Annotated in this window: 13 protein-coding genes and 1 riboswitch; of the genes, 2 read left to right on the top strand and 11 right to left on the bottom strand. The window is 72.5% G+C overall.

Annotation, left to right across the window (positions count from 1 at the left end):
* Positions 1–75: 75 nt before the first annotated feature.
* The 7 genes from ACWDN5_RS42720 to dacB all read right to left on the bottom strand — a co-directional run bounded on the left by ACWDN5_RS42720 (position 76) and on the right by dacB (position 7,814).
* Positions 76–852: an ESX secretion-associated protein EspG gene (locus tag ACWDN5_RS42720; RefSeq protein WP_449680283.1), complete on the bottom strand. Its 777-nt coding sequence runs from the start codon at positions 850–852 to the stop codon at positions 76–78.
* 61 nt (positions 853–913) lie between these two features.
* On the bottom strand, positions 914–2,305 hold the full coding sequence (locus ACWDN5_RS42725; protein ID WP_310969076.1) for a hypothetical protein: 1,392 nt from the start codon (positions 2,303–2,305) through the stop codon (positions 914–916).
* A gap of 22 nt (positions 2,306–2,327) precedes the next feature.
* A complete protein-coding gene (locus ACWDN5_RS42730) occupies positions 2,328–2,693 on the bottom strand; it encodes a hypothetical protein (protein WP_310969078.1) in 366 nt (121 codons plus the stop codon).
* A 159-nt stretch (positions 2,694–2,852) separates the two neighbouring features.
* Complete coding sequence (hpt, locus tag ACWDN5_RS42735) at positions 2,853–3,404, bottom strand: hypoxanthine phosphoribosyltransferase (protein ID WP_125308269.1); 552 nt, start codon at positions 3,402–3,404, stop codon at positions 2,853–2,855.
* Between the two features lie 3 nt (positions 3,405–3,407).
* Positions 3,408–4,367 (bottom strand): tRNA lysidine(34) synthetase TilS, encoded by a 960-nt coding sequence (tilS, locus tag ACWDN5_RS42740; RefSeq protein ID WP_310969079.1) that lies wholly within the window; start codon positions 4,365–4,367, stop codon positions 3,408–3,410.
* The gene (locus ACWDN5_RS42745; protein WP_449680287.1) at positions 4,364–5,374 is read right to left on the bottom strand and encodes a zinc-dependent metalloprotease; all 1,011 of its coding nucleotides are present in this window, start codon (positions 5,372–5,374) and stop codon (positions 4,364–4,366) included. Before ACWDN5_RS42745 ends, tilS begins: the two co-directional genes overlap by 4 nt.
* Positions 5,375–5,465: 91 nt before the next feature.
* A complete protein-coding gene (gene dacB / locus ACWDN5_RS42750) occupies positions 5,466–7,814 on the bottom strand; it encodes a D-alanyl-D-alanine carboxypeptidase/D-alanyl-D-alanine endopeptidase (protein WP_449680284.1) in 2,349 nt (782 codons plus the stop codon).
* Between the two features lie 173 nt (positions 7,815–7,987).
* On the opposite strand from dacB, the gene ACWDN5_RS42755 reads away from it, so the two are divergent.
* Positions 7,988–8,503 (top strand): inorganic diphosphatase, encoded by a 516-nt coding sequence (locus ACWDN5_RS42755; RefSeq protein ID WP_310969083.1) that lies wholly within the window; start codon positions 7,988–7,990, stop codon positions 8,501–8,503.
* Positions 8,504–8,554: 51 nt separating this feature from the next.
* On the opposite strand, the gene ACWDN5_RS42760 is transcribed toward ACWDN5_RS42755, so the two are convergent.
* Both ACWDN5_RS42760 and ACWDN5_RS42765 read right to left on the bottom strand, forming a co-directional pair.
* The gene (locus ACWDN5_RS42760; protein ID WP_449680285.1) at positions 8,555–10,207 is read right to left on the bottom strand and encodes an MDR family MFS transporter; all 1,653 of its coding nucleotides are present in this window, start codon (positions 10,205–10,207) and stop codon (positions 8,555–8,557) included.
* Between the two features lie 88 nt (positions 10,208–10,295).
* On the bottom strand, positions 10,296–11,222 hold the full coding sequence (locus ACWDN5_RS42765; RefSeq protein ID WP_449680286.1) for an Lrp/AsnC family transcriptional regulator: 927 nt from the start codon (positions 11,220–11,222) through the stop codon (positions 10,296–10,298).
* Between the two features lie 72 nt (positions 11,223–11,294).
* Here ACWDN5_RS42765 and ACWDN5_RS42770 point away from each other — a divergent pair, with 72 nt between their 5' ends.
* A complete protein-coding gene (locus tag ACWDN5_RS42770) occupies positions 11,295–12,056 on the top strand; it encodes an inositol monophosphatase family protein (protein ID WP_310969089.1) in 762 nt (253 codons plus the stop codon).
* Here ACWDN5_RS42770 and ACWDN5_RS42775 read toward each other — a convergent pair.
* Together ACWDN5_RS42775 and ACWDN5_RS42780 are read right to left on the bottom strand one after the other, a co-directional pair.
* Positions 12,044–13,312 carry a serine hydroxymethyltransferase gene (locus tag ACWDN5_RS42775; protein ID WP_310969091.1) on the bottom strand — a complete coding sequence of 423 codons (1,269 nt, stop codon included), beginning with the start codon at positions 13,310–13,312 and terminating at the stop codon, positions 12,044–12,046. The two genes, ACWDN5_RS42770 and ACWDN5_RS42775, sit on opposite strands and share 13 nt — an antisense overlap.
* Before the next feature lie 21 nt (positions 13,313–13,333).
* Positions 13,334–13,418: riboswitch (ZMP/ZTP riboswitch) on the bottom strand.
* 6 nt (positions 13,419–13,424) lie between these two features.
* A complete protein-coding gene (locus tag ACWDN5_RS42780) occupies positions 13,425–13,619 on the bottom strand; it encodes a hypothetical protein (RefSeq protein ID WP_449680288.1) in 195 nt (64 codons plus the stop codon).
* Positions 13,620–13,773: the final 154 nt, after the last annotated feature.

Below are 13,773 nucleotides of genomic sequence, written 5' to 3' on the forward strand. Positions count from 1 at the left end.
CATTCGGGACCTCCGACGTCCCGAATGAGTCATTCGCGACGTTCCGACCGGGCCGGCAAGCCGACGGCGACCCGGTCAGACCGAGCTCGTCGTCGCGGCTCCGGCGAGCATCTCACCGAGGCGGTGGCGCAGGGTGGCGGCGTCGGCGGGAGCGATGGTGATCCAGTCCCGGCCGTCGCGGCCGCGGGTCGCCTGGGTGAAGTAGCGGCCGGTCTCGGTGTCGAACCAGCTCAGCACCGGCGTCCGGGTGCGCGCGCCCAGCCGGGTGCGGGCGTTGGCGCCGATCTGGCCGCCGCGCAGCCGTGGCTGGGCGTGCAGCCGGGCCAGGGCCTTGCGGTCCTCGTCGGCCGACGCGCGCTCGTCGCCGTGGCCGCGGCGCTGCAGGAAGTCGCCGCCGGTCAGCTGCTCCATCGGCACCGTGAGCGACTTCTCGCTGCCACGTGGGGCTCCCGGCAGCAGCGACACGATCGCGCTGGCGAGCCCGTCGGCCGGACACGGCTGCAGGTGCAGGCCGCGGGTGTCCTGCACGGCCAGCAGGCCCTGGCCGCCCAGCACGCCGGCGACCGCGAGAAGCGGTTCGGCGTCCGGGGCGATCAGCTGGACGGCGTCCAGGCTCCGTTCGGGTGCCGCCAGGACGCCGAAGTAGTCCTCGACGTGCGGCTCGGGCCGGCCGCGGCCGTCGGCGAGACCGCGCGCGGCGAGCCCCTCCAGCGTGCGGCGGCGCAGCAGCGACCGCTCGTCGGCGGTCGCGCCGTGCGAACGGATGCGCAGCGGGTACGGCAGCTCGCCCAGCCCGGCCGACTCCCACAGGAAGTCCACCTCGACCGGGGTGAGCAGCTCGGCGTTCGGCATCGGGCCACCCCCCAGGAGAAACCGGGCCGGGCACACCGTCGGCGTGCCCGGCCCGAAAGGATCAGCGGTCTTCGTCGTCCCCGGACCAGCCGATGACCGGCGGCGGGGTCGCCTGGTTCGCGCCGAAGGCCTCGTCCGGGTCCGCCTCGATGAGGAAGGACGCGTGGGTGTGCTCCTCGTCCTGCTCGCCCTGGGCACCCTGCGGGGCCATGCCGCCCATGCCGGGGTTCATCGGCGGCGGCGTCTGCCCGCCGATGGTGCCCGCGGACGAGACGAGACCCTGCTGCGGCGCCTGGGCCGACGCGGCGCTCTGGCCCTGGCCGTCGGCCGCCGCCAGGCTCGTGTCGTCCTTGGACTTCGCGCCGGACTTGCTGCCCGCGCCCAGCGCCCGCGACGCGAGCGCGCCGAGGCCGCCGGCCACCCCGCCGATGCCGAGGCCCAGGCCGACCTTGCCGAGCGGGTTGCTGCCACCCGGCTGCCCGCTGCCCGCGGGGACGTGGCCCGCGCCGGTGCCGGTGCCCGCGCCGCTGACCGAACCGCCCGCACCGTCGCTGCCGAGGGTGGCCGCGTCCGCGCCGAAGCCCGCACCCGCGACGCCGCCGTGGACGCCGTTCGGGCCGACGACACCGGCGTGCTGCGCACCGAACGCGGCGCCGTGGCCGCCGAAGCCCGCGCCGCCGGAGGCGAAGATCGCGTCGCCCGCGCCGGGCAGGCTGCCCACCGAGCCCGTGCTGCCGACGCTGTTCACCGAGTTGAACGACAGGGAGTTGTGCGACGCCGTCGGCTTCATGCCGAGCGACTCCGGGCCGAAGCTGGGGGTCGAGTTGTCGACCTCCTTCATCGCCTGGGTGTAGGCGTTGAAGAACGCGACCTGCTGCGCCTTGACGTCGTTGGCCGCGTCCGCCTGCGCCTTCTGGTCGGCGATCAGCGCCGCCGGACCGCCGGCCAGCGCGGCCGCCATGGCCTGCTTCGGGTCGTAGTCCTTCGGGGCGGGCATCTTCTTGACCTCGGCGGCCGCCGCGGCCTGCTTGGCGAGCCGGTCGGACATCGTGTGCGCGGCGTCGGAAGCCTGCGAACCGGAGTTCGCTATGGCCACCAGCGCGCCCTGCGCCCCCGCGGCGCCCCGGCCGACCCACGCGTTGCCCAGCTCGGAGATCGCGTTGTAGAGGTGGTCGGACGCCTGCTTCAGCTCGGAGCCGTGGTGCGCCCAGACGTGCCCGGTCGCCTCGGCCGTGCCGGGGTCGTTGTTGTTGACCGCGCCGGCGTAGAGCTGCTGGCTTTCCTGCGCGTTCCAGTTCGGCGGGTTGGCGATCGCGCGGTCGCTGCCCATGTCGAAGCCGCCGGCGCTGCCGCGGGCGTTGTCGACGATGTTCTGCGACGCCGAGTTGTCGCCGAGCGGGACCAGCGAGCCCGGGTCGGTCGCCGCCGGCTGGTCGCTGTGGTTCGGAGCCATGACTACGAGTTCCCCTCTGGACTCAGGCGTTACGGAACGGGTCGGCCGCGGCCTGGTCGATCTCGTGGTACCGGGACATCGCCGTGACGATGCCTTCTTCGGCGGCGGAGTACTGGTCGAGCAGGTTCTGCAGCGCGGCGGCGTAGGAGTCGCCCCCGCCGTCCGCGCGCTGGACGAACTTCGCGGCCATCGCGTTGCCGACCGGGTTGTCGCCGAGCTTCGGCGGCTGGGCGAGCGTGCCCGCGCCGGCGAGCAGGGCCTCGACGGCGTCCTTGCCCGTGCGGATCTTGTTCAGCACGGCCTGCGCGGCGTCGGGGTCGATCCCGACCTGACCCGCCGCGGCCGCGGCCTTGAAGGCGTTCGCGTCGGCAGCGCTGCTGTTCCCCATCTGCACTCTCTCCCGTTCCCCCGACCCGGTCACCCGCGGGCACGATTGGTCTTCGCATAGGTTAACGCACGTGATCAGAGCCTATGACGCAAACTTCGTGCCCGGGGTTCCGCGGACCCGGTAATTGCGGTGAACGGTCGGTGAACCCCCGCCGGCGGACTACGAGGTGTAGACCTTCGGGTCCAAGGTGCCGATGTAGGGCAGGTCCCGGTACCGCTCGGCGTAGTCGAGGCCGTAGCCGACCACGAACTCGTTGGGGATGTCGAAGCCGATGTACTTCACCGGCACGTCCACCTTCACCGCTTCCGGCTTGCGCAGCAGCGAAACGACCTCGAGCGACGCGGGGTTGCGGCTGGCGAGGTTCTTCAGCAGCCAGGACAGCGTCAGGCCGGAGTCGACGATGTCCTCGACGATCAGGACGTCCCGGCCCGCGATGTCGCGGTCGAGGTCCTTGAGGATCCGGACGACGCCGGACGACGACGTCGCCGATCCGTACGAAGAGACGGCCATGAATTCCAGCTGCGTCGGCAGCGGCAGCGCGCGGGCGAAGTCGGTCATGAACATGACCGCGCCCTTCAGGACGCCCACCAGCAGGAGTTCGCCCTGCCCGTTGGCCGGATAGTCGGCGGCGATCTGCTCCGACAGCTCCGCGATCTTGTCCTTGATCTGCTGCTCGGTGACGAGCACGGAGGCGATTTCGCCCTCGTACACGGGTCATTCTCCTCGTGTGGTGGGTTGGGAGGTGAGGCAGAGCCTGCCACGGCACCGGCTCGCCTCCAAGTTGCCGGGCAACCACACGCCGCCCTGACCACGCCACCGGGCGACGAGGTCGTCGACCGCGCGGAGGTGCGCGTCGGTGAGCTCGCGCACACCCGATTGCAGCAACCACCTGCGAAGAACCCGCCGCCGCAGTGCCGCGGGCTCGGCCCCGAGGACGCCGGCGTCCAGCCCTTCGGCGCCGCCCGCGCGGGTGAAGATCATGTCCGCCATTGTGTCCAGCGCCTCATTGTCTTCACGCAGTTGCGCCGCCGTCCGGGCGAGCGCGGCGGCGACTCCGCCGTTGAGGACGTCCTCCAGCAACGGCAGGACCTCGGTGCGCAGCCGCACGCGCGTGAACCGCGGTTCGGCGTTGTGCGGGTCGTCCCACGGCTCGACGCCGAGCTCGGCGCACGCGGCCCGGGTGGTCGCGCGGCCGACGGCGAGCAGCGGGCGGCCCCACGGCGGGTCGTGCGGCCGCATCCCGGCCACGCTGCGCGGGCCGGAGCCGCGGCCCAGCCCGAGCAGGACCGTTTCGGCCTGGTCGTCGAGGGTGTGGCCGAGCAGGACGAGCCCGTGCCCGGAGAGGGTCCGGTAGCGGGCCTTGCGGGCGGCGGCTTCCGGGCCGCCCGGGCCGGTGACGTCGGCCCGGCGCACCTCGGCTTCGTCGGCGCCCAGCGCCTTCGCCGCGGCGGCCGCGTCGGCCGCGACCTTGGCCGAGCCCTCCTGCAGCCCGTGGTCGACGACCAGCGCGCGGACGACGTGCCCGCGGCGGTGCCCGACGTGCGCGGTGGCCTCGGCCAGCGCGAGGGAGTCGGCGCCGCCGGAGACCGCGACGCACAGCTCGGGTGGTGCTTCGACGGTCTCCAGGAAGGCGCGGACGGCCCGCCGGACGGCCGCGACCGCCGGCCCGGTCATCCGTGCAGGCGCCGGACCCACGCCGCCGGGTCGGAGATCTCGGCGCGCGACGGCAGGGTGTTCGGCGACCGCCAGACGGCGTTGAAGCCGTCCATGCCGACGGCATCCACGACGTGCTTGGTGAACTTCGCGCCTTCTTCGTACTGACGGATCTTCGCGTCGACGCCGAGCAGCGCCCGCAGCAGCCGGTCGAAGACGCCGCCGCCCTTGCGCCGGGCGGTGAACCGCGCGCGGATCTTGTCGACGCTCGGCACGACCTGCGGCCCGACGGCGTCCATCACGTAGTCGGCGTGCCCCTCCAGCAACGTCGAGAGCGCCAGCAGCCGGTCGAACACCGCGCGTTCCTTCGGCGACTGGAGCAGCTCGGCCAGGTTCAGCTTCGGGCCCTGCTTGATCGCCTCCGGGAGCCGGCCGACCAGGTCGGACAGGCTGTCCGTGCCGCCGCCGGCCAGCCCCGAGACGAGCCGCTCGACCTCGTCGGCGAAGTAGTCGCGCAGCCACTTGACCGCGGTGAACTGGAGCCGGTGGGTGCACTCGTGCAGGCAGACCCAGAGCCGGAAGTCGTGGCCGGGCACGTCCATCGCCTGCTCGGCGGCGACCACGTTCGGCGCGACCAGCAGCAGCGTGCCCGCGCGCTCCGGGCCGCCGAAGGGGTCGTACTGGCCGAGCACGCGGCTGGCGAGGAAGGCGAGCACCAGCCCGGTCTGGACGCCGGCGCCGCCGGCCAGGATCGGCCCCAGCGGCCCGCCCTGCTGCGGCAGCGCGCGCCCGGTCAGCGCGTCCAGCCCGGCCGCGGCCGATCTCACCCAGCCCGGGCGGTCGACCACCTCGCCGGGCAGCAGCGGCAGGTCGAGCCCCAGGTTCGTCAGCTGCCGCACGTGCCCCTCGGCCTCGGCGGTCAGCTCGCGCAGGTCGGTGACGGCCTCCTCGGCCCGTTCCCGCGGCACCTGCGGGCCGCCGCGCACCAGCAAGGCGCCGGTCTGCGCGGCGATCGCCCAGTCGACCATGGGCCGGGTCTGCGTTTCCTGACTCACCCTTCCGACGCTACCTGGCCGGTGCGGGGTTTCCGGCCACGATCTTCGTACGGTTCGGCGTCCGCTAGGCGCAGCCGCACTTGCGGAGGCTCGTCGCGAGGGCGTCGATGGCGTCGCGGCCCGGCTCGGTGTCGGAGCCGTTGGACATGAACGCGAACACCAGCACCCGGCCGTCCTGGTCGAGGACCAGCCCGGCGAGGGTGTTCACCGCGGTGAGCGTGCCGGTCTTGGCCCGCACCCAGCCGCGGCCGGCCTGCGACGCGGCCGTGTCGAACCGCTTGTCGGCGAGGGTGCCCGAGCCGCCCGCGACCGGGAGGCCCGCCAGCACCGGGCGCAGCTTGGCGGTGTTCGGGTCCTTGCCCTCCTGCGCCGCGGCGGCCGCCAGGAGCTGGGTGAGCAGCCGCGCCGGGATCCGGTTCAGCGACGAGATGCCGCTGCCGTCGGACAGCGCGACACCCGAGACGTCGAAGCCGTGGTCCTTCAGGACCTTGATGGTCGCCCGGGCACCGCCGGCGTAACTAGCCTCCTCGCCGTTGGCGAGCGCGACCTGCCGGGCGACCGCCTCGGCGAGGACGTCGTCGGACAGCTCCATCAGGTCGGACACCAGCTCGGTCAGCGGGGCCGACTTCACCTCGGCGACCACCTTCGCGTCCTTGGGCGCGGTCGCCTGGCCGCCCGCCGAGGCCCCGAGCTTCGAGGCGATCGACTGGGCGAGCGCGCTGCCCGCGTTCGCCGTGCGCTGCGAATTGTTGTCCTTGGGGTTGATGCGGCCGCCGTCGGCCATCACGGGCGCCATCTGCGTCGCGTACGTCGACGGCGCGTCGCCCGCTTCCCAGCCGGGCGCGGTCGTCGCGCCCTTGAACAGCGTCAGGTCGACCTGCACCTTCTTGACGCCCGGCACCGCCTTCTTGACCTGCGCGACGAGGTCGTCGACGTGCGCGGCCCCCGGGTACAGCGGGGAGTCGGTGCCCAGGGGCAGGTTGGTGAGGGTCGTGTCGCCGCCGCCGACCAGGATCACCGTGCCGGGGTCCGCGCCCTGCACGATCTTGGTCGGCAGGCGCAGGTTGTGGTCCAGCGAAAGCAGCGCGGCCGCGGACGTGAGCACCTTCGTCGTCGACGCGGGCGTCACCGGCGTCGAGGAGTTGCGGTCCCACAGGACGGTGCCGGTCACCGGGTCGATCACGCTGCCGGTGAGCTGGCCGAGCGCGCCGTTGCCGGCCGCCGAGGCGAGCGCGGCCTTGACGCCGTTCGCGGTCGGGGCAGTCCCGGAGGTGGCCGGACCCTGCAGCTGCCGGGTGGCCACCGGCGGCGACGGCGGGTCGCCCTTGGGCGCGTTCGGCGCCCAAGGCAGGGCCAGCCGGTTCGCCACCTTCGGGGTCGCCGCGGCGACCCCGGCGCCGGCGAGCACCAGGAGGACGACCACGACGAGGGCGATCAGCTTGCCCTTGCGCCGCTTCTTCGGCGGCTCTTCGGCGGCGGGCGGCTCGGCCGGCGTCGGCGGCTGGTCGTTCCGGGGCGGTTCGCTGCGCTGCTGGGGCTGCTGCTGGAAGACGCCGGGGAACGGGGTCGGGCGTTCGATCCCGACGGTCGCCTCGGCGTCGAACCGCTGGCCGTCCGGCTCGATCCGCTGCGGGCGGGCCAGCGAGCCGGCGGACGCCGACGGCACCACCCCGCGCGGCGGCTCCGGCGGCAGCGCGGCCCGGCGGTCGCCCGGTTCGGCCGCCCGGTCGCCGGTGCGGTCCTCACGCAGCTCGATGCGCTGGCTCCACGGCTGCGGGGCTTCGGGCTCCTCGCGACGCTGTGCGGCCGCGCGGCTCAGCTGCTCTTCACGGCGCTGTTGCTCCTCGCGCCAGTGCTTCAGCTCTTCACGCCACTGCTGCTGCGGCTCTTCCGGCTTCGGCTCCTCCCGGGGCGGCACGTGGCGCTCGACCGGCACCACGGGCACCGGCCCGGACGGCTTCACCTCGATGTACTGGGTGCTTTCCCCGGCCGGCTTCGGCTTGGGCGGCTCGACGTACTGGGTGCTCTCGCCGGCCGACGCGGCCGCCTCGGGCTTGAGCTCGGACTGCTCGACCCGGATGTATTGCGTGCTCTCCTCGGCGGGCTTGGCCGGGGGCTGCGGCTTCTTCGGCTCGCGGCTGCCGAGGCGGTCGGCGAGGTCCTGCTTGGCCGGCGACGGCGGGGGCGGGGGCTCCTCGGCCGGGGCGTTGAGGCCCGGGATCGGCTCGGGCGGGACGTTCGGCGCGAACCACGAGCCCTTGGGCGCCTCACTGCCTGTGACCTTGGGCACGCCGGGGCTGCCCGCGGCGGCCTCCGGCGGGTCCGGCAGCGCCATCGGAGTGGTCTCCCGCGCGCCGGACGACGAGCGGTCTTCGTCCGACGAAGGCCACATCGGCTGGTCGTTTTCCGGCACCCACCACTCCTTCTCACCTGCCCCGGGAGGGGCCAAGCTCACATGCCGTGTGGCCGACATCGATGCGGCCCCCCGGCAGGGCGTAGTCCACACTAGGAGACGTCAAGAGAGTCATGAAGGTTGCCGCCCGCGATGCGGGTATGCCCGGATCTACAAGAAGCAGCGAGGACGGCGTGGAGTTCGACGTCACGATCGAAATCCCCAAAGGGGAGCGCAACAAGTACGAGGTCGACCACAAGACCGGCCGCATCAAGCTGGACCGGACCCTGTTCACGGCCACGCAGTACCCGGCCGACTACGGGTTCATCGACGACACCCTCGGCCAGGACGGCGACCCGCTCGACGTGCTCGTCCTCGTCCAGGAGCCGACGTTCCCGGGCTGCCTGATCCGCTGCCGCGCGATCGGCATGTTCCGGATGACCGACGAGAAGGGCCCGGACGACAAGGTCCTCGCGGTCCCGACGAACGACCCGCGCCTGGAGCACCTGCGGGACATCCACCACCTGAACGAGTTCCACAAGCTGGAGATCCAGCACTTCTTCGAGGTCTACAAGGACCTCGAGCCCGGCAAGAGCGTCGAAGGCTCGACCTGGGTCGGCCGCACCGAGGCCGAGAACGAGATCGCCCGCTCGTACGAGCGCGAGACCGACCGCCTGGCCAAGGAAGAAGCCAACGGGACCGGTCACTGAGTCCACGAGAAAGGCCCCCTCGGAAGATCCGAGGGGGCCTTTCTCATGCGGTCAGTGCGCCAAGGCGAGCGCCGCCGGGGCCTCTTCGGCCTCCGCGCGCTGCTCCATCGCCGACTTGTCCGACAGCGGCTTCTCCTTGAGGAACCACACGAGCGCGAAGCCGACGGTCAGCACGATCCCGCCGACCAGGAACACCGTGCTCATCGACTCGGCGAAGCCCTGCAGGATCGGCCGGGCCAGCGTCGGGTCCAGCGTCGACAGGAACGACGTGTCGTTGACGTCCAGGCCGCCCTGCATCTGCTTCGCGAACTCCGGGTGCTGGGCCAGCGCCGCCGTGTAGGCCGGCGTGGTCATCGCCGAGCGGATGGCGTTCGCGATCCGGTCGCCGACCGTGCCGAACAGGATCGACAGGAACACCGCGGTGCCCGCCGTGCCGCCGATCTGCCGGAAGAACGTCGCCGCCGAGGTGGCGACGCCGATGTCCTGCGGGCGGACGTCGTTGGTCGCGGCCAGCACCAGCGTCTGCATCGAGGCGCCGAGGCCGAGGCCGATCACGAAGGCGATCACCATGACCAGGGCCAGCGAGCTGTCGACGGTGATCGTGGACAGCGCGAACAGCGCCGCCGCCATCAGGCCGATCCCGGCCACCGCGAACATCTTGTACCGGCCGGTGGCCGCGATGATCCGGCCGCTGGTCAGGCTGGCGACCATGATGCCGAGCGTCAGCGGGAGCATCTGCAGGCCGGCCTGGGTCGGCGTCGCGCCCTTGACGATCTGCAGGTACAGCGGCAGCGACATCATCGCGCCGAACATCCCGGCGCCCTGCACGACGGTGACGATCGTCGACATCCGGAACACCGGCCGCTTGAACAGGCGCAGCGGCAGCAGGGCGGCGTCGCCCATCCGGCGTTCGATCCAGACGAAGGCGGTGACGCCCAGCGCGCCGACGACGTACATCGCGATCGAAGCCGCGGAGCCCCAGCCCCACTCGCGGCCCTGCTCGGCCACGACCAGCAGCGGCACCAGGCCGACGGCCAGCGAGACGGCACCCCAGTAGTCGACCTTCTGGTCCACGCGGGTGTGCGGCAGGTTCAGCACCTTCGTGACGACGACCAGCGCGGCGAGCGCGATCGGGACGTTGACCAGGAAGACCCAGCGCCAGCCGGTGATGCCGGCGAAGGTGTCGATGCCGGCGAAGAACCCGCCGACGACCGGCCCGGCCACGCTCGAGATGCCGAAGACGGCCATGAAGTAGCCCTGGTACTTGCTGCGTTCCCGCGGCGCGGTGATGTCGGTGATGATCGCCAGCGCAAGCGACATCAGGCCACCGGCGCCGAGCCCCTGGAAGGCGCGGAAGGCGGCGAGCTCGTACATCGACGTCGCCATGCCGCTGGCCAGCGAGCCGACCAGGAAGAGCGAGATCGCCGTGAGGTACATGGGCTTGCGGCCGTAGAGGTCGGACAGCTTGCCGTACAGCGGCGTCGAGAGCGTCGCGGTGATCAGGTAGGCGGTGGTGGCCCAGGCCTGCAGGGACAGGCCGTGGAGCTCGTCGGCGATGGTGCGCATCGAGCTCGACACGATGGTCTGGTCGAGCGCGGCGAGGAACATGCCGAGCATCAGCCCGGACAGCACGGTGAGGATCTGGCGGTGAGTCAGTTTGCCGTTCGTAGCGGCTGCTCCTTCCGCCGTGGTGGTGTCGCTCATGGGGTCTCCCTCGAAGTCCGCGTAGTTGCTTGTACCTCTCAACTACTTGCCTGAGCCAAGTATTCCCCGAGAAGCTTGTACCGTGCAATCAAATATTCTGTGACCCCGGTCTCGCACCTCGCTTGACGGCCTTCGCGACCACGGTCACCTCGGCGGACGGCACCTCGAGCCGCGTCACGAAGGCGTAGAGGTCACTGAGGTCGCGGCACCAGACGGCGGCCATCAGGTTCGTCACGCCGGTCGTGGCCAGGGTGCCGTGGACCATCGGGTGACCCGCCAGCGTCCGCCCGACCTCGTCGAGCCGTCCCGGCGGCACGGTCATCCAGACGTTCGCGTCGATCTCGAGGCCCAGCGCGCGGGCGTCGACGTTGGCGTAGGTCCGGATCCGCCCGGCCGCGGCCAGCCGGTCGAGCCGGCGGCGGACGGTCGACTCCGGGATTTCGGGCGCCAGTTCTCCGGGACCGAGCCGGGCGTCGACGGCGAGGCGGGCGAGCAGCCGCCGGTCGAGTTCGTCGAGCGTGACGTCCACGCCGGGTGGCGGCGGGCTCAGGGCCGCGGCTTCGGCGTCGGTGAGCAAACCGGTGCGCCACTGCGCCGCGTCGGAAAAGACGTGCAGGATCGAGTGCGCGCGCAGCTCGGTGACCGCGGACGTGGCGGGCAGCGCGTCGTGCACCAGCCGTCCGTCGAGCCCGCCGAGCGCGACCGCGCTGATTTCCTCGCCGCCGGCCAGGATGTCGACGAAGAGGACGTCGTCGCGCTTGGCCAGGGCGTCGGCGATCACCGGCGTCCGGCCGCGAAGCACCTTCACGCGCAGGAGCATCGCGCCCCGCAGGCCGTGCCGGGGATCGGGAACGCAGACGACACCGAGCCGCCCGTCGGCCCTCAGGCGCGCGATCACGCGGGTGACCGTCCGCGGCGAGAGGCCGAGGACTTCGGCGATCCGGCCGGGACCGGCCCGGCCGTCGACCTGCAGGGCCGAAACCACTCGCTGTTCGATTTCGGTCAGAAGCTGCATTGTGCAGTCCGCTTCCGCTCACTCTGCCGGGCTGGAGTACTCGGTTTCGTCGGTCAGCTTAATCCTGGGCGCATGCTGAAACCGGTGATCGACATCGTGGAAACCCTGGCCGCCGGCGTCCGTGCCCCGGACCGGCCACCCGCCTCCCTCGGGGAGCTCGGCGAGATCTTCTCGGCCATCGACGACCCACTGGCCGCGAACCTCCGGGCCGCGCTCACCGGCCTCCGGCCCGGAGCGAAGTGGGCGGGCGAGTTCGACGAGCTCCCCGACGGCGAGGTCTGGGTGGTCGACGCCCTCGACGGCGCCGTCCAGCTCCTCCAGGGCCTCCCGCAGTACTGCCTCACCGTGACGCTCGTCCGCGACGGCGAGCCGGAGCTCGCGGTGCTGCACTCGCCGTGGTTGAAAGAGACCTACGCGGCGCAGCGGGGCGAAGGCGCCGAGCGGAACGGAACACCGATCGAGCCGTCACGGAAGAAGAGCCTCGAAGCAGCCGTCGCCGCGACCAGCCAGCCGCCGTTCATCGCGAAGCAGCCCGGTGTGGCCGAAGCAGCAGGCGCCTCGCTGACCGCAGTACTGCCGAAAGTCGCTGCGGTGCGGAACCTCGGGCCGACGTCCTGGCAGGTCGCCGACGTCGCCGCCGGCCGGCTGGACTTCTTCTGGCAGTACGGCACCGACGCCACCAACCTGGCCGGCGCCGCACTGGTCGCGCGTGCGGCCGGCGCGGTCGTCACCACTTCCGGCGGCGCCCCGTGGACGCCGTCGGACGGCAGCTTCGTCGCGGCCGCGCCGGCCCTGCACGCGCTGGTGCTGGACGCGCTGGCTCAGGCGGAGTAGCCCGGGATCGGGAACGGCGCCAGGAACTCGCGGATCTCCGCGGCGATCGTGTCCAGCGCGGCCTCCTCGGCCGCGGCGGCCGCGGTCACCGTGCGGTCGATCCACTCCGCCACCTGCACCTGGTGCTCCGGCTGGAGGCCGCGGGTGGTGATCGCGGACGTGCCGAGCCGGATGCCGGACGGGTCGAACGGCTTGCGCGGGTCGAACGGGACCGTGTTGTAGTTCAGCTCGATGCCCGCGCGGTCGAGGGCCTGCGCGGCCGGCTTGCCCGCGACCGCCTTGTTCGTCAGGTCGATCAGCAGCAGGTGGTTGTCCGTGCCGCCGGAGACCAGGTCGTAGCCCTTCGCCAGCAGCGCGTCGGCCAGCGCCTTCGCGTTGGCGACGATCGTGTGCGCGTACTCGCTGAACGACGGCTGCTGCGCTTCCCCGAGCGCGACCGCGATCGCGGCGGTCGTGTGGTTGTGCGGGCCGCCCTGCAGACCCGGGAACACCGCCTTGTCGACGGCCTTCGCGTGGTCGGCGTCGGACAGGATCATCGCGCCGCGCGGGCCGCGCAGGGTCTTGTGCGTGGTCGTCGTGATCACCTGCGCGTGCCCGACCGGCGACGGGTGCGCGCCCCCCGCGACCAGGCCGGCGATGTGCGCGATGTCGGCGACGAGCACCGCGTCGACCTCGCGGGCGATCTCGGCGAACGCCGGGAAGTCGATCGTGCGCGGGATCGCCGTGCCGCCGGCGAAGATCAGCTTCGGCCGGTGCTGGCGGGCGAGGTCGCGGACCTGGTCGAGGTCGACGCGGCCGGTCTCCTTGGCGACGCCGTAGCGCACCGGGGTGAACCACTTGCCGGTCGCCGACACGCTCCAGCCGTGCGTGAGGTGGCCGCCGTCCGGCAGCGCCATGCCGAGCACGGTGTCGCCCGGCTGCGCGAACGCCAGGTACACGGCCAGGTTCGCGGGCGACCCGGAGTACGGCTGGACGTTCGCGTGGTCGGCGCCGAACACGGCCTTCGCCCGCTCGATCGCCAGCTGCTCGACCTGGTCGATGAACTGCTGGCCCTCGTAGTAGCGCTTGCCCGCGTAGCCCTCGGAGTACTTGTTGGTGAGCACGCTCCCGGTGGCCTCGAGCACGGCCTGCGAGACGTAGTTCTCCGACGCGATCAGGCGGATCTTGTCGTGCTGGCGCTTCGCTTCGTCCTCGACGAGCCCGGCGATGGCGGGGTCGGCGGCGGCGAGTGCGTTCAGTTTCGGCTGGTGTGTCATGGCGTACTCCGGCTCTGGAGTGGCCTTCACCCAGGCGCGCGGTGCCGGCCTCGTCGTCGCTTCCCGGTGGTGCTCCACCTCGATGGCGCCAGTCGCTGCTGCGGGAAACAGCCTAGTCCACGCCGCGGCCGGCCCGGCGGTGTTCGGCGCACCACTTGCGGGTGCACCCGGACGTGCGGTCGCAGAACGGCCGCGCGCAGGTCGCGCAGCGCTTCACCCGCCGCCAGCCGCCGACGGTCACCAGCTCCGCCAGGCCCGCCGCACCCGCGGCCAGCTCGCCGGTCTCCGCGAACGGCGTCACGTACACGATCCGCCACCCCACACTGGTGTCGACGAGCCGCGGCCGCGCCCCGGCCTCCGCCAGCACGGCTCGAGCACCGCGGCAAGCTGGACGGCAACCAGGAGCTGATCGGCTTCGCGAACAAGCTGGAGCAGGTCGTCGTCGAGACCGTCGAGAGCGG

The sequence above is a fragment of the Amycolatopsis sp. NPDC003731 genome (assembly GCF_053586895.1).